Raw genomic sequence first — 18,367 nt, forward strand, 5'->3', positions numbered from 1 at the left:
TCCGGATCGCCGGAGGCCGTTTCATCGGTTTTTCCGGGAATCCAGTCGCGGAGCGCGCGCGGGTCGTCACACTCGCTTAACGAATGGAAGCTCATTCAAGATGTTACGATCGCTCGCCGACGCGCCGCGGTCTGGCACGCCGCTTGCGACGCGCCGTCGGCGGCGTGAACCGATCGCGTGAGCACGCGACGTCGTGGACATGCGACGTCGTAGATACGCGACACCGTGGACACGCGACACCGTGGACACGCGACACCGTGGACACGCGACACCGTGGACACGCGAAACCGTGGACACGCGACACCGTGGACACGCGACATCGTGAACACGTGATCACGGTCTGGTCGGCTGCGCGTGCGATGCCGATTGCGGGACGTGACGTCCCTGGTTACCAACACCGGCCCGCTCGGCTCCCGCATCGATTCGCGGAGCGGAGCGACCGGACCGGGCGGCACCGGCCGCCCGTTCCCTCGCGTTTCGAACAGGCAGGTTCATCATGCGCCGTTTTCGTCGAGCCAAGATCGTCGCCACCGTCGGTCCGGCCAGTGCCGCCCCGGAGATGCTGCGCGCCCTGCTGCTCGCCGGCGTCGACACGTTCCGGTTGAACTTCAGCCACGGCACCCACGAGGATCACGCCCGCGTCCACGCCGCGATCCGGGCGCTCGAGCAGGAGATGGGCTGCTCGATCGGCATCCTGCAGGATCTGCAGGGCCCGAAAATCCGCGTCGGCACCATCGCGGGCGGCGCCATCACGGTCGAGGCCGGCGATCGAATCCGCTTCGTGCGCACCGGCTCGGACGGCGACGCGATGTCGATCCCCCTGCCCCATCCGGAAATCTTCGCCGCCGTGCTGCCCGGCCACGAGCTGCTGATCGACGACGGCCGGGTGCGTGTGAAGGTCACGGGCCTGACCGACGACACGATCGACGCCGAGGTGCTGCTCGGCGGCACCATCTCCAACCGCAAGGGCGTCAACCTGCCCGGCACCGTGCTCGACGTCTCGCCGCTGACCGACAAGGACCGCCGCGATCTCGCCTTCGGGCTCGAGCTCGGGGTCGACTGGGTGGCGCTGTCCTTCGTGCAGAAGGCGTCCGACGTGATCGAGGCGCGCCGTCTGGTCGGCGATCGCGCCGGGCTGATCGCGAAGATCGAGAAGCCGAGCGCCATCGAGGCGATCGACGACATTCTCCGGCTCTCGGACGGCGTGATGGTGGCGCGCGGCGATCTCGGCGTCGAGATCCCGCACGAACACGTCCCGGGCCGCCAGAAGGAGCTGGTGCGGGCCTGTCGCCAGGCCGCCAAGCCCGTGATCGTCGCGACCCAGATGCTCGACTCGATGGTCGGCGCCCCGACGCCGACGCGCGCCGAGGCCTCCGACGTCGCCACCGCGATCTACGACGGCGCCGACGCCGTGATGCTCTCGGCCGAGTCGGCGACCGGCCGCTATCCGGTCGAGACCGTCGCGATGATGGACCGCATCATCCGCGCCACCGAGGCCCACAAGCTCTACCACTCGATCGTCCAGGCCTCGCAGCCCGGCACCGAGGAGACGGCGCCGCACGCCGTCGCGGCCGCCGCGGCCGATCTCGCCCAGTCGGTCGGCGCTCCCGTCATCGTCGCCTTCACGTCGTCCGGCACCACGGCGAGCCGCATCGCCCGCAAGCGGCCGGCGCTGCCGATCCTGGCGATCACGCCGCACCGCGAGACGGCGCGCCGCCTGTGCCTCCTGTGGGGCGTCCACGGCACGCTCGCCGGCGATGTCGGCTCCTACGAGGAGATGGTCGAGCGCGGCACGGCCGTCGCCGCCGGCGAGGGTTTCGCCCAGCCGTTCGACTTCGTCGTCATCGTCGCCGGCATCCCGTTCGGCCGCGCCGGCACGACCAACAATCTCCGCGTCGTGCAGATCGCCGATCGGCGCGAGGCCTGATCAGGTCCGATCGTTCGGCGCATGCGGGATGGGCGCCGCGGCGGCGCCCTCGTGGTCACCACGCATAACGCAGCGTGCCCTTGCCGGCATAGGTGCGGGTGGTGTCGGAGAACTCGCCCTCGAACGTGCCGGCGAGCGAGACGCCGTTGCGCCAGCGCATCTCGGCGCCGGCCGTGGCGAGCGCCGAGTCGGCCGCCGGCCGTGCCCCGCTCACCGTGAAGGTCGCACCCGGCAGCATCTGGAAGGCCGCCGTCACGGGCCGTTCCGTGTTCGTGTCGTGCGCCCAGGCGAGCCGCCCCCGCAACGTGATCAGGCCGTCGCCGAGCAGGCCGTGAGCGAGCGGCACGGCGGCGTCGAGCCGGACGCCGAGCTCGCTGCGCAGATTGGTCGTCGTCTGCGAGTCGTAAGCGAGCGCGAACTGGCTACTGCCGGCGACGGCGCTCTCCTGATAGCCGGGCAACAGAAAGCGCGACACCTGCAGGGCGCCGTAGGGCGCGAGCCCGACCGCGGCGTCCGGCCACGGCGCGATGCGCCAGCCGGTCTCGGCACGCCCCGACAGCGTGCTCGCCTTGTAGCGTGCCGAAAGCTTGTCGAAGCCCGCGACCGACACGGTGCGCTCGGTCTCGACGTCCTGCCAGCCATAGGCGAGCGCGCCCGAAAGATAGACCGGGCCGGCGACGTGGCGGCCGTAGACGCCGGCTTGGAAAACGTCGGCGCGGCCGCTGCCGAGCCCCTCCGCCACCGCGAAGTCGAAGCCGGCGCCGCCGAGCGCGACGCCGATGCGCGTGTCCGGCGAGACGCGGCGGTCGGCGCCGACGACGGTGCCGTAGACCCGGCTGGTGGTGGCGCTCGCGCCGACCGTGCCGCTGCCGTTGACGGTGCTGGTTCCGCCGTAACCGGACGCCCACACGCCCCAGCGTTCGCCGATGCGATCGAACTGCTGCGACGTTCGCGCGTCGGCCGGGGTCACGGCCGCATAGGCGGCGCGCAGGGCGGGATCGCGCAGCGCCGCCTCCTCGGGTGCGTAGGCTGTGACGCCACGCTCGCCGCCCGGATTGCCGGCGTCGCCCGAGACCGGGTCGAGCATCATGACGAACTGCTGCATGGCGCCGAGCGACACCTGCGTGCCGGCGGCGCCGGGCTGACCCGAGATCTGATTCAACGCAGTCGAGAGCTGCGGCCCACTCATGTTCAGGAGCACGTCGAAGCCCGCCGGTGGCGTCGCGCCCCCTTCCACCGCGCGATTGACGGCGCTGGCCACACTGGACTGGTTGCCGCTCGCGCCCGCGGGGAGCTGGAGCGTGTCCTGATCGAGCACCAGATAGGCGTTGGTGGCGTCGTAAGCGAGATGCGGATTGCGCACGCCGGAGCCGAAGTTGACGGCGACGGACACGCCGGCGAATTGCGTGCCGCCAAAGCCGCCGGCGGCGTTGAGGATCGTGTAGCTCCGCGGGCGGAAACTGCCCGGTAGCGCCACCGCCTGCACGGTCGCGCCCGTGAGAGTCGCGACGCCGGTGACGTCGGTGCGGTCGGCCGCGCTCGGCGACACCTCGACCCGGTAGATCGAGCCGGCCGCGAAGTTCAGGTCACCGGCGACCGTGAGGGTGCCGATGGAGTTACCGGGCGCCAGCGTCGCGCCGCCGGCGATCGTGGTCGTCGGCACGATGCCGGTGCCGCCGAGCGTCGCGCCGGCGTTCACCGTCACGCCGCTGGAGGCGGCGATCGAGCCGTCGACGCTCACCGTGCCGCCGTTCACGACGGTCGCGCCCGTGTAGGTGTTGGTGCCGGCAAGCGTCAGCGTGCCGGTGCCGGCCTTGATGAGCGAGGCCCCGGTGCCGCCGCCGACGCCGCCATCGGCGACCACGCCGCTCACGAGGGTCGACAGGTCGTTGCCGCCGACCGTCAGCTCGACGGCGCCGAGATGGAACATGCCGCCGCCGGCGATCGAGCCGGCGGTGAGCTTGCCGTCGCCGTTTTGGCCCGTCGACCTCGAGAAATCGACCGAGGCGCCGGCGGTGTTGACGATGGCGGCATTACCGGCCGTGCTGTTGTCGAGGAAGAACACGCCGACGTTGTTGGTGATGGTGGCGCTTCCGGCCGTGCTGAAGTGCTCGAAGGCGAGGCCGCCGTTGTTGGTGAAGACGGCATTTCCGGCCGTGGCGTTGTCGTGGAACGTCACGCTGCCGTTGATGGTGATGGTGGCGCTGCCGGCCGTGCTGGACTGATCGAACGAGATGCCGCCATTGTTGGTGATGGTGGCATTACCGGCCGTGCTGGTGTTCTGAAAATACAGGACATGGTCGTTTGTGATGGTGGCGCTGCCGGCCGTGCTGCTGTTCGCGAAATACACGAGGCCCCCGATGGCGTTTGTGATGCTGGCGCCGCCGGCCGTGCCGGAATCGTAAAAATAAACCGCGCCAACGTTTGTGATGGTGGCGCCCCCGGCCGTGCTGGTGCTGGTGAAATACAGGACGCCGTAATTGGTGATGGTGGCGCTGCCGCCACTGATGGCGATGCCCGCGCCGTAGTAGGTGAGGATATAGAAGTTCGAAAAGTTGTAGGCGTTCGCCCCGCCGTTGAACGTCCAGCCGCCGATCGAGAGGTTGCCCGAGACCGACAGGGCGGTGACGGCGGACGTGTCGAAATAGGCCGTGCCGGTCGGCACGCTGCCCGTGCTCCAGTTGCCGCCGCTGCTGTAATTGTCCGAGCCCGGATTGGCGAGCCAGGTCGCGTTCTGGGTCCGCGCCGGCCCGGCCGGCCACGCGGCGGCGACGACCAGCGCGGTCGACGTCAGCAAGGCGGCGCGCACGCGCCGCCGCCGCTCCTTCTGTTGTTCGATCTCGGTCACCGCCCGGCCTCCCCGTTCGCCATCCCGGGCCACGCCGCCCCGGACCGGGGACAGGGCGGACCTTCGTTCGGCCTCCGGGAAGGCCCGGCGGCTGGCGCAATGGTGGGAAACGGCAACGGCGATGTCCTGAAACGGCGCGGATGCGATTCTGAAATTTCCCTGAAATTTGCGCTTTCAGGGCGCCGTCGTTACCGTCGAGGCACACTCTGTCCGGTATCCCGGCGCGGCGTCGGAGAGCAACGAGGCTCCTGCGGTAGGATGATGCTTTACTTTTGCGGCTGTCGACTGGATCTCGACCGGGCCGAGCTGCATCGCCCCGATGCCGGGGTCGTGAAGCTGCGCCCGAAGACTTTCGAGATTCTCCGGCTGCTCGTTCAGAATGCCGGCCGGGTTCTGCGCAAGCAGGAGCTGATGGAGGCGGTCTGGCCCGACGTCCATGTCGGCGACGACAATCTCTTCCAGTGCATTCGCGAGATTCGTGCGGCGCTCGGCGACGACACCCGCCAGACCGTCAAGCTCGTCTCCGGCCGCGGCTACCTGTTCACGGCCGAGGTGACGGTCGCGGCGGACGCCCCGGCGCTTCGCCCGGCAGCGCCCGCGCCGGCCGAGCCGACCCTCCCGGAGGTCGCGCCCACGACGGGGGGCACGCCGGAGCCGGCGGCCGATCGTCCATCCGGACGAGCCCAGACGCCGCCGGCCAAGACCCGCCTGCGCCGGCCGGCGGCCGTCGCCGCCGGGGTCGCGGTCGGTGCCGTCGTCGCGCTCGCCGCGGCCACGCAAGTCATCCCGCAGGTCATCCGGCCCGACCTCGTGGTCCGGCGGGCGCCGCCGACGCTCGCCGTGACGGCGATCGTCGACGCCAGCGGCGATCCGCGCGGCGCCGGCGTCGCCGCCGACGTCACGGCGCGGCTGACCGACGGCTTCGCCCACATCGACACCATCCGGGTGGTGGCGCCGCGCGTCGCCGAGAGCGCCTCGCGCGCCGAGCCGGCCGCGCTTTCCCGGGCGTCGTCCGACTACGAGCTGCGCGGCGAGCTGCAGCGCGCCGGGCGATCGTGGGTTCTGCGCGCCCGCTTGATCCGCCCCGCGACCGGCGAGATCCAGGCGGTCGCGACCGTTTCGGTCGACGCCCACATGCCCGACCCGCAGCTCCAGCAGTCGCGGCTCGCCGCCGGCGTCGGCCACCCGCTGGCGCGCCGGCTCAACGAGAGCCTGGAGGCCGGATCGCAAAGCGCGGCCGCGAGCGCCGGCCGCACCAAGGTCGTCATCGAGCAGGCCACCGCCGCGATCAACCAGACGTCGCGCGAGCGGTTCGGCATGGCGCAGACCATGCTCGAGGGCGCGCTCGCCGCCGAGCCCGACAATGTCGATCTCGCCGTCGCGCTGGCGGCGCTGCAGATGCGCGGCATCCAGATGGTCTGGTACACCCCGGACGAGGCGGCGGCCGCCGAGGCGCAGGCCGGCGCGGCGCTGGAGCGCGCCCTCGCGGCCAAGCCGAACGCGATCGCGGTGCTCGAGACGCAGTGCCGCTTCCTCAGCGCCACCAATCGTTTCGTCGAGAGCCTGGTGAGCTGCGCCCGGGCCGCGAGCCTCGATCCGTGGAACGGGCTCGCGCTCTATCTGATCGGTCTCGGCCAGCTCCATCTCGGCCGTTTCGAGGATGCGCTGGCGACCTTCCGGCAGGCCGACCAGTTCGACACACCGGCGGTGTCGCGCTGGACGTGGCGGCTCGGCGCCGGCTGGGCGCAGCTGATGCTCGGCCGCGGCGACGATGCCGTGCCGTGGATCGAGCAGTCGATCGCCATCACGCCGGGAACCGGGCGCTCGCACATGCTGCTCGCCGCGGCCTTGCAGCAGGCGGGGCGGACCGACGAGGCGCGCGCGGCCATGCAGGAGGGCCTGCGGCTGCGGCCCGGCACGACGGCGAAGACCGTCGCGCCGCCGACCCGCAACGCCAGCCCGCTGTTCGTCGAGGGTGCGACCCGTCTGATCACGCTGATGGTCGCGGCCGGCCTGCCCGAGCAGTGACCCTGGAAACGGCCGGTGACGTCCACCGACGGACGTGACCGTCGCCCGACCCGTCGTCCGGTTCGCCGCCGCCGTTCCACGCCTTCTCTGCAACTACGAAGTCTTCAGGAACCGCGATCCGTTCGTCCCGTCGATGGCTTCGCGGCGCTTCGCGGACGCCTGGATATCGTCGGCCTGACCGGAGCGGCCTTGGTCCGGCGTCATCGGGCCGAGTCCGGCGTGGCGATGGTTCCGGTTGTCCGGGTCGAAGACGCTGCGGCGGACCGTCTCGGCGTCCTGGATCCGGCCGAACCGAACCGGGCCGTGGCCGTTATGGGCTCTTCAGCCGCCCATTTGTCCGTCTGGTCGTTTTTCCGGCTCGATCTCCGACATCCCACCCTAAACCTCCGCACGAGCAGTCGCAGGTGAGCTTCCCGACGCGATCCCGAGGGGATCTCCGGGGGGCAGGGCGGCTTGCGCCTGCACCATCGCCGGCCCCTGTCCGCTGTCGCATCCGACGGACCGCTTCCGGCAGGGAAATTACAAGAAGGGATGAAACCTGATGACGCAACTGAACGAAACTCCGTCTCGGCAACTCGTCGCGGCCGCTCCCAAGTTGGGCAATCCGGCTGCCGTCGGGCTCGCCGCCTTCGGGATGACCACGCTTTTGCTGCAGCTGCATGCGCTGGGGATCGTCGGCATGGGTCCGGTGCTGTGGCTGGGGGTCTTCTACGGTGGTGCCGCCCAGGTGGTGGTCGGTCTTCACGAGCACAGGAACGGCAACAACTTCGGCTACACGGTGTTCACCAGCTTCGGCTGCTTCTGGCTGTCCTTCTGCGGCATCGTCGTCGCCGGCAAGTACGGCCTGTTTCCCGCCAGCAAGACCGATGTCGGCTGGTTTCTGGTCGGCTGGACGCTGTACAGCGGGATCATGACGATCGCCTCGATGCGCACCAGCAAGGTGCTGTTCGCGGCCTTCGCCACCCTGATGGTCGGGCTGGTGGCGCTGGTCGCCGAGCACTTCGGCGGCGGCGCGGCGCTGACGACCCTGTCCGCCGTCTCGTTGCTCGGGACCGTCGCCTGCGTCTGGTACGTGATGGCGCACATCGTCTTCGCCGACATGTTCGGGCGCGACGTGCTGCCCGTGGGCAAGCCTCTCCTCTGAGTCGGTGACGCCGCGCCGCGATCGCGCGCCGGCGACGGCGCGGGTTCGAGACCACGTCGCGGCCCGCCGACGACTCCGTTTCCACAAGGACGACATCTCATGAGCAAAATCAGGCAACTCGACGACGTCATCGCCGGCATAAAGGACGGCGCGACCATCATGTTCGGGGGATTTCTGGGCGTCGGCTCTCCCCTCAGATCGATCGAGAAGATCGTCGACAGCGGCGTGACGGATCTGACCGTCGTCTCGGTGGTCAATTCCTATCCCGGCGGCGGTTTCGATCTGGCGCCGCTGTTCAAGAATCGCCGGGTCCGGAAGTTCATCACCGCCCATACCGGCACGTGCCCGGAAGCCGTCGAGGCGATGAAGGCCGGCGACCTCGACGTCGAATTCTACCCGATGGGAACCTGGATCGAGAAGGTTCGCGCCGCAGGCGCCGGTCTGGGAGGGGTGTTGACGCCGATCGGTCTCGGAACCCTGGTGGAGGCCGGCAAGCAGCGGCTCGAGATCGACGGCAAGTCCTATCTGGTCGAGGTGCCGCTCCGCGCCGACTACGGCTTCATCGCCGGCTATCGCGCCGACACCATGGGCAATGTCGAGTACCGCGGCGTCAGCCTCAACAGCAATCCGGTGATCGCGACGGCCGCGGATTTCACCGTGGCCGAGGTCAACGAGATCGTCGAGGTCGGCGATATCGACCCGGCGCGCGTCGGCACCCCCTGCCTCTTCGTCGATGCCGTCGTGCAAGGCCATTCGCTCGCCGAGCATCAAGCGGTCTTCGAACGCCTCTGGGTGAGCACCGGGCGCCTCGCGGCACCCGCGACGGCAGCGTAGAAGAAAGGAGCTCAGGTCATGGAAGCGAAGGACGCCATTGCTCTGCGAGCAGCGCTCGAACTGGCGGACGGCGAGGTCGTCAATCTCGGCTTCGGCATGCCGACCGCCGTCGCCAACCACATTCCGGAAGGCGTGAACGTCATTCTGCAGTCCGAGAACGGCTGCCTGATGTTCGGACCGACCCCGTCGCTCGGCCAGCAGGACGGCGACGTCGCCAATGCCGGCGGGCAGCCGATCACCCTGCTGCCGGGAGCGTCGATCTTCGATCTCGCCACGTCGTTCGGCATCATCCGTGGCGGTCACGTCGACACCACCATTCTCGGCGCGCTGGAGGTGGATCAGGAAGGCTGCATCGCCAACTGGGCCATGCCCGTCGCTCCCGGAAAGTACTCGCCCGGCATGGGGGGAGCCATGGATCTGGTCGGAGGCGCCCGCAAGGTGGTCGCGGTGCTCCAGCACACCGACAAGAAGGGGCGCTCCAAGGTTCTGAAGAAGTGCACGCTGCCGATCACGGGCAAAGGCGTGCTGAAGACCATCATCACGGAGAAGGCGGTCTTCGAGGTGACGTCGACGGGTCTCGTCCTGAAGGAGATCGCCCCGAACTTGACGGTCGACGAACTGAAGGAGATCACCGACGCCGAGTTCGTCGTCTCGCAGGACGTCTGCGAGTATCGGTTGCACGCCTGAGCCTCGTCCCGCCCGACGACACGGGGTCGCCCGCACACGCGGAACGAACGTCCCGGCGCCCGGCCCCCCGTGCCGGGCGCGTCTGCCGTTGCGTGCGGGCGCCCGACCGCCGCGTCGTGGTGCCGTGACTCCGAAGGCCGGTTGCGCCCCCGCTCGTCCGGTGCGGAACCGGTCTTTGCCGGATTGCGATCGATTTCGACGAATGCACAATGACTTGTCGAAAGTACGCCAATCTCTCTTCCGTTGGCGAGGAACAAGGTTCGAATGACCAGGTGAACTGGCCCGAGAAGGACGTGCTCCATGTTTCAAGTGCTGCCGGATCGTGAGACGCGCTCTCGTGCGAACGATTTGAACCTCGCCAAGAGCATGGCGGACGCCTCCTATCAGGTCGTCATCAACGCCGCGGACATCACCGGTCACGTCGAGGACATCACCAACCGGATCGTCGAGCAGACCGAACTGCTCGGCGCGGTGGCTTCGTCGATCAAGGACATGACCGAGATCAACACCCGCATCGCCACCTCGGCGCACGAGCTCCTCGTCGGGGCCAACATCGTCACCGACCGCATGAGCGAGGTCCAGGCGGCGGCCACGCGCTCCATCGGCGAAGCGATCGGCCTGATCGAGGACACCGCGACGATCGTGGACCGCCTGCCGGCGATCAAGGGGGCTCTCGACGAGATCGCGCGGGCGGTGGACGGCTTCGGCGAGGTCGCCAGACTGCGTGACCGGGTGGTGCGGCGCGCCGCGTCCATCGCCGAGTCGACCGCCCGAAACCGCGAGCACTGCGAGGAGATCCTCGAGGACGTCGCCCAGCTGAACGACGCCGAGCTGGAGACGAAGGAGGATTCGAAGAACGTCTCCAATCAGTGCCTGCAGCTTTCCGATCTCGGAGCCGAGCTCTACTACACCATCCTCGCGAGCGGGGTGGAAACCGCCGACACGCCGTTCATCGAGGTGGTCATCGAGACCGCGAAGACCATCTCGGCGGCGCTGGAGGAGGCCCTCGACGACGACGAGATCGACCTCGAGACGCTGTTCGACGAAGACTATGTGCAGATGCCCGACATCGAGCCGCCGAAATACACGACACGCTGGCTCCCACTGATCGAGAAGCTGATCCCGCCGATCTGCGAACCCCTCTCGACCATGGCTCCGGACGTGGTCCTCTGCACGATCACCGACCGCAATGCCTACATGCCGGTCAACAATCTCAAGTTCTCGCACCCGCCGACCAACGACCCGGCGTGGAACGCCACCCATTCGCGATATCGCATCCGCCACCGCGACCGCATCTCGGCGCGCATCGCCAGATCGACCAAGCCCTTCCTTGTGACGGTCTTTCGCCGCAGGCTGGGTGACCGCACCCAGATTCTGAAAGACGTCTCGTCACCGATCTTCATCAAAGGGCGCCTCTGGGGCAACGTCCGGATGCTGATCCTGATCAAGGTCGAGAACGTCGACTACATCCTGAAGCAGATGGACATCCACCGCGCCGTCGAGAAGATGCGAGGTGGCGATGCAGCCGGCATCGGCAAGCGCACCCTCGACCACGGCACGGAACGGCCGGAGCAGCGCCGCGACTATCCCAAGAAATTCTGCTTCCACCACGCCGGCCGGCTGAAGGTCATCGACAATCAGGACATTCAGCTCTTCTTCGCCAAGGATCGACTCGTCTTCGTCCAGACCGAGGACGGACGGCAGCATTCCATCCGCTCGACCCTCAGCGAGCTGGAAGAAAAGCTCGACGGAAGCCAGTTCATGAGATGCCATCGAAACTACATCGTCAACATGAACAAGATCGAGTATCTCACGAATTGGTTCAATCGAGGATACCTGTTGACCTTGAGAAGCACGACGAAGACGGAGATTCCCGTGAGCCGGGTCTTCGTCAAGCATCTGAAGAAATATTTCGAGTTCGACTGACGAGCAGGATGAGCAGCGGAAGCAGTCACATGGTCGTCGTCGAGAACAAGACGTTCGACGAAATCAGGGTCGGACAATCGGCGAAGCTCACGCGGACGCTGACCGTCGAAGACATCTATCTGTTCGGGGTCTTGACCGGCGATGCCAACCCCACCCATTACGACGATCTCGAGCGGGACTCCCGAGAGCGGCGGGTGAGGGGCCACGGGATGTGGGGTGCCGCGCTGGTCTCGGCGCTTCTCGGCAACGAACTTCCCGGCCCAGGCACCGTCTACAAGAAGCAGATCATCGAATTCGCCGCACCGGTGATGCTGGGCGATACGTTGACGGTCACGATCACGGTCGTCGGGCTCGAGCCCGCCGACAGGATGGTGACCTTCGAGTGCAACGGCATCAATCAGAAGGGCGACACCGCCTTCACCGGACTCGCGGTCGTCGAGGCGCCGGCCGACAAGCGGCTCGAGACGCCCGTGGCCGGCCTCTACGTCCAGTTCTGACCGATTTCCCTTCGGCACGTCGCGGACGAAGCGGCCGTGCCGTCACGACATGGCGGCGCGGCGACCGCGATGACGGCGCGTGCCGTCCGACGCGCGGCGCCGCGCCGCATCCGACCCGGCCTTTCGTCGCTCCGTCGCCCGGTCTGCCGAATGCGGTCTTCCGCCGTCGCAGCCGGTGTCCCCCGCTGTCCGCCGGTCGGCGATATTCGCCGCTTCAGGAGCGAATAAGGACGCCCGGTCGTTTTCGTCACCCGAGACTCTCGCCGCGGGTCGACAATCCGCCATCCGAGAGAGCGGGCGACCGCGATCGAGCCCCCCGAATCGACCGTGACGCCGGACCTCGCCGAGAACCGCCGGGCAGCCGGCGCGGCGACGATCCGATTCCTCCGAACTCTCGTACGGCCCGTTCAACACCGAGTTCAGAAAGAGGAAAGACATGCCAATCAACCGCGTCTTGGTCATCGGCGCCGGCCAGATGGGAAGCGGCATCGCCCAGGTCGTCGCCCAGGCCGGAATCCCGGTCGTTCTGCGCGACGTCGAGCACGGGCTCGTCGAGAAGGGTCTCGCCGGCATCGACAAGGCTCTCGGCCGCAACGTCGACAAAGGCAAGATGACGGCGGACGAGAAGGCCGCGGTGCTGGGCCGCATCACCGGCGTGATCGAGCTCGATGCCGAGGCGACGACGGTCGATCTGGTGATCGAGGCGGCGAGCGAGAACCCGGCGATCAAGAAGGACATCTTCACGACTCTCGACGCGCTCTGCCCCGAGCACACCATCCTGTCCAGCAACACCTCTTCGCTGCCGATCACCGCTCTGGCCGCCTTCACCGGGCGGCCGGCGCAGTTCATCGGCTTGCATTTCTTCAATCCGGCGCCGGTGATGAAGCTGGTCGAGGTGATCAGCGGCCTGGCGACGTCGCCGCAGACCTTCGCGGCGGTGGACGAGCTCGTCACCCGCCTCGGCAAGACGACGGTGAAGGTCAGCGACGCATCGGGATTCTGCGGCAACCGCATCATGATCCCGATGATCAACGAGGCCGTCTACGCGCTGTCGGAGGGCGTGGCGAGCGTCGAAGACATCGACAACGTCGCCAGGCTCGGATTCAACCACCCGATGGGTCCGCTCGCCTTGTCCGACCTGATCGGCAACGACACCGTCCTCGCCATCATGAACACCCTCCACGAGGGCTTCGGCGATCCCAAGTATCGGCCCTGTCCGCTGTTGAAGAAGTACGTCGCCGCCGGGTGGCTCGGCCGCAAGTCCGGCAAGGGTTTCTACGACTACGCCGCCAAGTGATCCGCCTCCGAAGAGCGTTCCCATGAACACCTACGAGAATATCCTGGTCGAGCACCGGGACGGTATCGCCATCGTCGCGATCGACCGGCCGAAAGCGCTCAATGCGCTGAACGCCGCCACCCTCGCCGAGCTGTCGAAGGTGGTCGGCACCCTGGCCGAAGACACGTCGGTTCAGGTGGTGATCTTCACCGGCTGCGGCGAGAAGGCCTTCGTCGCCGGTGCCGACATCACCGAGATGCAGGCGATGTCGGCGACGGAAGCGCGCAACTGGGGAAAGTTCGGTCAGAAGGTCTTCGCCGCCATCGAGTCCCTGCCGCAGCCGGTGATCGCCGCCGTCAACGGCTTCGCGCTCGGTGGAGGGTGCGAGCTGGCGATGGCCTGCGACATCCGCATCGCCGCCGAGAACGCCCGCTTCGGGCAGCCGGAAAGCAGTCTCGGCATCACGCCGGGCTTCGGCGGATCCCAGAGGCTGCCGCGTCTCGTCGGGACGGGCCGCGCCAAGGAGCTGCTCTTCACGGCCGATGTCATCGACGCCGCCGAAGCGTTCCGGATCGGTCTCGTCAACAAGGTCGTCCCGGTCGGTCGGGCGCTCGAGGAGGCGCTCGCGATGGCCGCGAAGATCGCCTCGCGCAGCCCGGTCGCCGTCGGCTACTGCAAGGCCGCGGCCAACGAGGGGATGAAGGTCGATCTCGGATCCGCCATCGCCTACGAGGCCGAGCTGTTCGGCCTTTGCTTCGCGGCTCCCGACCAGAAGGAAGGCATGACCGCCTTCGTCGAGAAGCGCAAGCCCGTCTACGGCACCCGCTGACACCCCTGTTTCTCCCGTGTTCCCCGAAGCGAGGGCGCACGCCGCGACCGGTCCCGACGCCACGTCGCATCCGGGAGCATTGATCAAGGACTTCTCCAAATGACGGACGACATCGTCATCGTATCGGCCGCGCGCACGCCCATCGGCGCGTTCAACGGGGCCTTCGCCGGCGTTCCGGCGCACGTGCTCGGCGGGGTCGCCATCGCGGCCGCGCTCGCACGCGCCGGTGTCGCGCCCGATCAGGTCTCCGAAGTGATCTTCGGGCAGGTTCTCACCGCAGGGCAGGGCCAGAACCCGCCGCGTCAGGCCGCCATCAGCGCCGGCATTCCGGTCGAGAGCCCGGCCACGTGCATCAATCAGGTGTGCGGCTCGGGTCTGCGCTCGGTCGTGCTCGCCTATCAGGCGATAGCGACCGGCGCTTCGGACGTCGTGGTCGCCGGCGGGCAGGAATCGATGAGCCTCGCGCCGCACTGCGCCCATCTGCGCGCCGGAACGAAGATGGGCAATCTCGAGATGCTCGACACGATGGTCCGTGACGGGCTGTGGGAGATCTTCAACGGCTATCACATGGGCAACACCGCCGAGAACGTCGCCAAGCAGTGGGAGATCTCGCGGCGGATGCAGGACGAGTTCGCCTGCCGGTCGCAGGCCAAGGCGGAGGCCGCACAGAAGGCCGGCACGTTCGCGGACGAGATCGTTCCGGTCACGGTCAAGTCTCGCAAGGGTGACGTCGTCGTCGACACCGACGAGCACCCCAAGCACGGCACGACGCTCGAGGCGCTCGCCAAGCTGCGCCCGACTTTCGACAAGGACGGCACGGTGACGGCCGGCAACGCCTCCGGCATCAACGACGGCGCCGCCGCGCTGCTGCTGATGCGGGCGAGCCGGGCGGCGAAAGCGGGCAAGACCCCGCTCGCCCGCATCGCCTCGTGGGGTCATGCCGGCGTCGATCCCAGGATCATGGGCACCGGTCCGATCCCGGCCTCGCGTCTGGCCCTGAAGCGCGCCGGCTGGACCGCGGGCGATCTCGACCTGGTCGAGGCCAACGAGGCGTTCGCGGCCCAGGCCTGCGCGGTCAACCGCGATCTCGGCTTCGACGTCGACAAGGTGAACGTCAACGGCGGCGCCATCGCTCTCGGTCATCCGATCGGCGCCTCCGGCGCCCGCATCCTCGTCACGTTGCTCCACGAGATGCGCCGGCGCGACGCGAAGAAGGGTCTCGCCACCCTCTGCATCGGCGGCGGCATGGGCATCGCCGTGTGCCTCGAGCGCTGATGCGCCGATTCGAAAGGTGCGCGGTGCGCCGCGCGTCTCTCTCCCCCGAGGATTTCGAGGAAAGAAAGGAACGAGTCATGACGAGTGCAACGAAGCCGATCGATCCACTGCCGAAGGTCTGGAACCCCGACAGTCGAATCGGCGAAATGCTGGCCGGCAAGCGCGGACTGGTGGTCGGTGTCGCGAACGAACAGAGCATCGCGTTCGGCTGCGCCGCCAAGCTGCGCGCCTTCGGCGCCGAGCTCGCGCTGACCCATCTCAACGAGAAGGCCGAGAAGTACGTCCGCCCGCTCGCCGAGCAGATCGGTGCGAGCCTGCTGATGCCGCTCGACGTCGAGCGGCCGGGCGAGATGGAGGCCGTCTTCGAGCGTATTCGCGCGGAGTGGGGCCGACTCGACTTCATCGTCCACTCGATCGCCTACGCGCCGCGCGACGATCTGCACGGTCGGGTGATCGACTGCTCGCTTTCCGGATTCCAGCAGGCGATGCGGGTGTCGTGCTATTCCTTCATCGAGATGGCGCGCCTCGCCGAACCGTTGATGAGCGACGGCGGCGTCATGGTGACGATGAGCTATTACGGGGCCGACAAGGTCGTCAGCAACTACAACATGATGGGTCCGGTGAAGTCGGCCCTGCAGTCGACCACACGCTATCTCGCGGCCGAACTGGGCGAGGCCGGCATCCGGGTGTATGCGGTCTCGCCCGGACCGCTGAAGACTCGTGCAGCGAGCGGCATCGCCGCGTTCGACGATCTCGTCGCCGACGCCGTCGCGAGAAGCCCGGCCGGACGCCTCGTCGACATCGCGGAGATCGGACGCACCGTCGCCTTTCTCGTCGGTGGTGGCGCGTCCGGCATGACCGGTGACACGATCTTCGTCGACGCCGGCCTCCACAACATCGCCTGATCCCGCCATCCGAGGGGAGCGCTCCGCCGGTCGGCGATCGGCCGGGATCGACAAGCCCTTCGAGAGCCGTGCGGCAGGGCCGACGCTTCGCGCCGGTGATCATCGGAGACGTGGTCGACCAGAACGCCTCCGATGGTCCCCCCCGAGACGTGACCGGCCGCGGCAGTGCGGCGCCCGACGGAACGGCGGCGTCAGCCGCCCGCCGCAGCCGGGGCCTGAAGGAGCCTCTTCCAAATGCCCTTCTCGGCCCATCGGACGAAGCGATTGTGGAGCGTCTTGCGCGGTCCGTAGACGGCCGGCGCGTCGACCCATCGGCCGCCGGATTTGAGACCATGCGCGATGCTGATCAGCCGACGGTCGTCCGCTCGCGGCTTGCGGCGCGTGTCGGTCGCCAGACGCGGACGGATGCGCTCGAACTGCGCGTCGGTCAGCCAGAAGCGATCTCGGTTCATCGCGGCTTCGCTCGGAAACCGTGAATCACACCCCTCTCACGCCGCCGACAATTTCATGGATCCGCCCCTCGTGGGCCCGCGGAGCACCACCGCGTTCGCCCCATGAGCGAACCCGGACTCGGGTTGTGAATTTCCTGGGTTGTAGCTTTCTTGGGTTGTGAATTTCCTGGACGGTGCTCCTCGTCGCGCACAGCGTCCACGACCCCACCACGCCATCGTAGAGTCACCCTCGGCCGCGAAAGGCTACAGTTTCGTGCGTCCACCCGTGGCACGAAAACCTCACCCTGAGGCGGACCTGCGGGTACAGCTCTGGTAAGCACGAATAAAGTGGAGTGCGGTGGTGGGCGCACAAGGACTCGAACCTTGGACCCGCTGATTAAGAGTCAGCTGCTCTACCAACTGAGCTATGCGCCCGCACGCCTTGGCGGCGCGCGTCTGTAGCAAACGCTGCCGGCCGTGTCCACCGCGTCGCGTCACAAAATGTGCATGCGCCGGATGCGTCCCGGTCGGAGCCACGTTTTGCTGCGATTTTCGCCGATGTCGGGATCACGCGCCCTGCCCGGCCCGATGCACTCGGCGCCTCGCCCGGAGCCGGCCCGGCCCGATGAAAGGCGTCGGCCGCCGGGCCGAAACCCGGCGGCCTTCGAGGCCCTGCCGTCGCTGGGGGGCTGGGGGGAGGCATCGGGGTGCGACGCCGGGCCTCTAAGCGAGCCTCGGGATGGGGCGTCCGAGGCTTGTCCGTATCTCCTTGGTCTGCTGGCGGAACCGGTCGACCGTCGACCGACCCTGCCACTCGGCTCGGATCAGAGCCGCTCCTCCATCGGGCCGAGCGGACGCCGATCGTCTGGGCGGCGGAACGGGCCGTCGCCGCGGCGGTCGTCGTCGCGGCGACCTTCGCGCCAGCCGCGGCCGTCGCGCCAGTCGTTCCGGCCGTAGCCGTAGCCGTCGCCGCGACCGTGGCCATACCGGTCGTAGCCGCGCCCGAAACCGTCGCCGCCGTCGCGCCACCGGTCGGGGCCACGGAAGCCGTAACGGCCGTGGTCGTGGAACCGATCGTGCCGGCGGCCGTCATGGTGCCAGCCGGGACCACCGTGCGGGCCGTGGCCGTCGCGCCCGGCGAAGCCCTCTCGGCCGGCGAAGCCTTCTCGGCCGGCGAAGCCGGACCCGAACGGCCGGGCGAGCGACCAGAAGCGGCGCTTCTGCGCGTCGTCGAGCCCGTTCACCAGCGGTGCCGTGGCGTCGGCCAGATTTTTCAGGGCGGCGGCCCGCCGGCTCGCCCGGTCGGCGAAGCGCTGCAGCCGGTCGAGCGGATCGTCGCGCTCGCCGCGGTCCCGCTCGCTGCGATCCCGGTCGGCCCGGCGCTCGCGCATCGGATCGCGAAACTCGTCGCGGGCGGCGGCCCGCTCTTCCATGAACGCCCGCCAGGCGCGCTCGAAGGCCGGCCAGGCCTTCTCCTGCTCGGGGGTGAGCGCGAGGCCGGCCCGCAGCGCCGCGATGCGGGCGTCGCGATACGCCTGGATGTCGCTCGTCGCACCGGACCCGACCCGGCCCTGCGGGGCCGTCTGGGCCGGCGCGGATTGGGCGGGCACCGTCTGGGCCGGCGGTGTCGGAGTGCCCGGTCCCTGCTGGGCCAGAGAGAGCCCGGTTCCCGCCAGCGCGAGCGCGGCCGTGCCGGCGAGGAGTGACTTCCACATGACCGCCTCCCGTCGATTACTATGCGAACGCTAGTATTCGCCCTC

13 protein-coding genes, 1 tRNA gene and 1 pseudogene are annotated in these 18,367 nt (G+C 68.5%); 11 read left to right on the plus strand and 4 right to left on the minus strand.

Annotated features, from left to right (window positions below; translation table 11 throughout):
* Positions 1–496: 496 nt before the first annotated feature.
* Positions 497–1,927, plus strand: coding sequence for a pyruvate kinase (gene pyk / locus ACFSOX_RS06825; RefSeq protein WP_378477047.1), 1,431 nt, complete (start codon positions 497–499; stop codon positions 1,925–1,927).
* A 55-nt stretch (positions 1,928–1,982) separates the two neighbouring features.
* On the opposite strand, the gene ACFSOX_RS06830 is transcribed toward pyk, so the two are convergent.
* Complete coding sequence (locus tag ACFSOX_RS06830; RefSeq protein ID WP_378477048.1) at positions 1,983–4,775, minus strand: autotransporter outer membrane beta-barrel domain-containing protein; 2,793 nt, start codon at positions 4,773–4,775, stop codon at positions 1,983–1,985.
* A 258-nt stretch (positions 4,776–5,033) separates the two neighbouring features.
* On the opposite strand from ACFSOX_RS06830, the gene ACFSOX_RS06835 reads away from it, so the two are divergent.
* The 10 genes from ACFSOX_RS06835 to fabI all read left to right on the plus strand — a co-directional run bounded on the left by ACFSOX_RS06835 (position 5,034) and on the right by fabI (position 16,176).
* Positions 5,034–6,803 (plus strand): winged helix-turn-helix domain-containing protein, encoded by a 1,770-nt coding sequence (locus tag ACFSOX_RS06835; RefSeq protein ID WP_378477049.1) that lies wholly within the window; start codon positions 5,034–5,036, stop codon positions 6,801–6,803.
* Between the two features lie 541 nt (positions 6,804–7,344).
* The gene (locus tag ACFSOX_RS06840; protein WP_378477050.1) at positions 7,345–7,947 is read left to right on the plus strand and encodes an acetate uptake transporter; all 603 of its coding nucleotides are present in this window, start codon (positions 7,345–7,347) and stop codon (positions 7,945–7,947) included.
* 99 nt (positions 7,948–8,046) lie between these two features.
* A complete protein-coding gene (locus ACFSOX_RS06845) occupies positions 8,047–8,781 on the plus strand; it encodes a CoA transferase subunit A (RefSeq protein ID WP_378477051.1) in 735 nt (244 codons plus the stop codon).
* Positions 8,782–8,799: 18 nt separating this feature from the next.
* On the plus strand, positions 8,800–9,468 hold the full coding sequence (locus ACFSOX_RS06850) for a 3-oxoacid CoA-transferase subunit B (RefSeq protein WP_378477052.1): 669 nt from the start codon (positions 8,800–8,802) through the stop codon (positions 9,466–9,468).
* Positions 9,469–9,768: 300 nt separating this feature from the next.
* Positions 9,769–11,394: a LytTR family transcriptional regulator DNA-binding domain-containing protein gene (locus ACFSOX_RS06855; protein ID WP_378477053.1), complete on the plus strand. Its 1,626-nt coding sequence runs from the start codon at positions 9,769–9,771 to the stop codon at positions 11,392–11,394.
* 29 nt (positions 11,395–11,423) lie between these two features.
* Positions 11,424–11,891, plus strand: coding sequence for a MaoC/PaaZ C-terminal domain-containing protein (locus ACFSOX_RS06860; protein WP_378477054.1), 468 nt, complete (start codon positions 11,424–11,426; stop codon positions 11,889–11,891).
* Between the two features lie 436 nt (positions 11,892–12,327).
* The gene (locus ACFSOX_RS06865) at positions 12,328–13,188 is read left to right on the plus strand and encodes a 3-hydroxybutyryl-CoA dehydrogenase (RefSeq protein ID WP_378477055.1); all 861 of its coding nucleotides are present in this window, start codon (positions 12,328–12,330) and stop codon (positions 13,186–13,188) included.
* A 22-nt stretch (positions 13,189–13,210) separates the two neighbouring features.
* Entirely contained in the window at positions 13,211–13,996 is a 786-nt protein-coding gene (locus tag ACFSOX_RS06870) for an enoyl-CoA hydratase-related protein (protein WP_378477056.1), read from the plus strand.
* A 99-nt stretch (positions 13,997–14,095) separates the two neighbouring features.
* Positions 14,096–15,271, plus strand: coding sequence for an acetyl-CoA C-acetyltransferase (locus ACFSOX_RS06875; protein WP_378477057.1), 1,176 nt, complete (start codon positions 14,096–14,098; stop codon positions 15,269–15,271).
* A gap of 77 nt (positions 15,272–15,348) precedes the next feature.
* On the plus strand, positions 15,349–16,176 hold the full coding sequence (gene fabI / locus ACFSOX_RS06880; protein ID WP_378477058.1) for an enoyl-ACP reductase FabI: 828 nt from the start codon (positions 15,349–15,351) through the stop codon (positions 16,174–16,176).
* Positions 16,177–16,370: 194 nt separating this feature from the next.
* On the opposite strand, the pseudogene ACFSOX_RS06885 reads toward fabI, so the two are convergent.
* The 3 genes and pseudogenes from ACFSOX_RS06885 to ACFSOX_RS06895 all read right to left on the minus strand — a co-directional run.
* Positions 16,371–16,628: pseudogene (locus ACFSOX_RS06885) on the minus strand (transposase); the annotation flags it as partial.
* A 338-nt stretch (positions 16,629–16,966) separates the two neighbouring features.
* A tRNA-Lys gene (locus ACFSOX_RS06890) sits at positions 16,967–17,042 on the minus strand.
* Positions 17,043–17,431: 389 nt separating this feature from the next.
* Entirely contained in the window at positions 17,432–18,322 is an 891-nt protein-coding gene (locus tag ACFSOX_RS06895; protein ID WP_378477059.1) for a Spy/CpxP family protein refolding chaperone, read from the minus strand.
* Positions 18,323–18,367 lie beyond the last annotated feature (45 nt).

Source organism: Rhodoplanes azumiensis, from assembly GCF_042682915.1.
Taxonomy (GTDB): domain Bacteria; phylum Pseudomonadota; class Alphaproteobacteria; order Rhizobiales; family Xanthobacteraceae; genus Rhodoplanes; species Rhodoplanes azumiensis.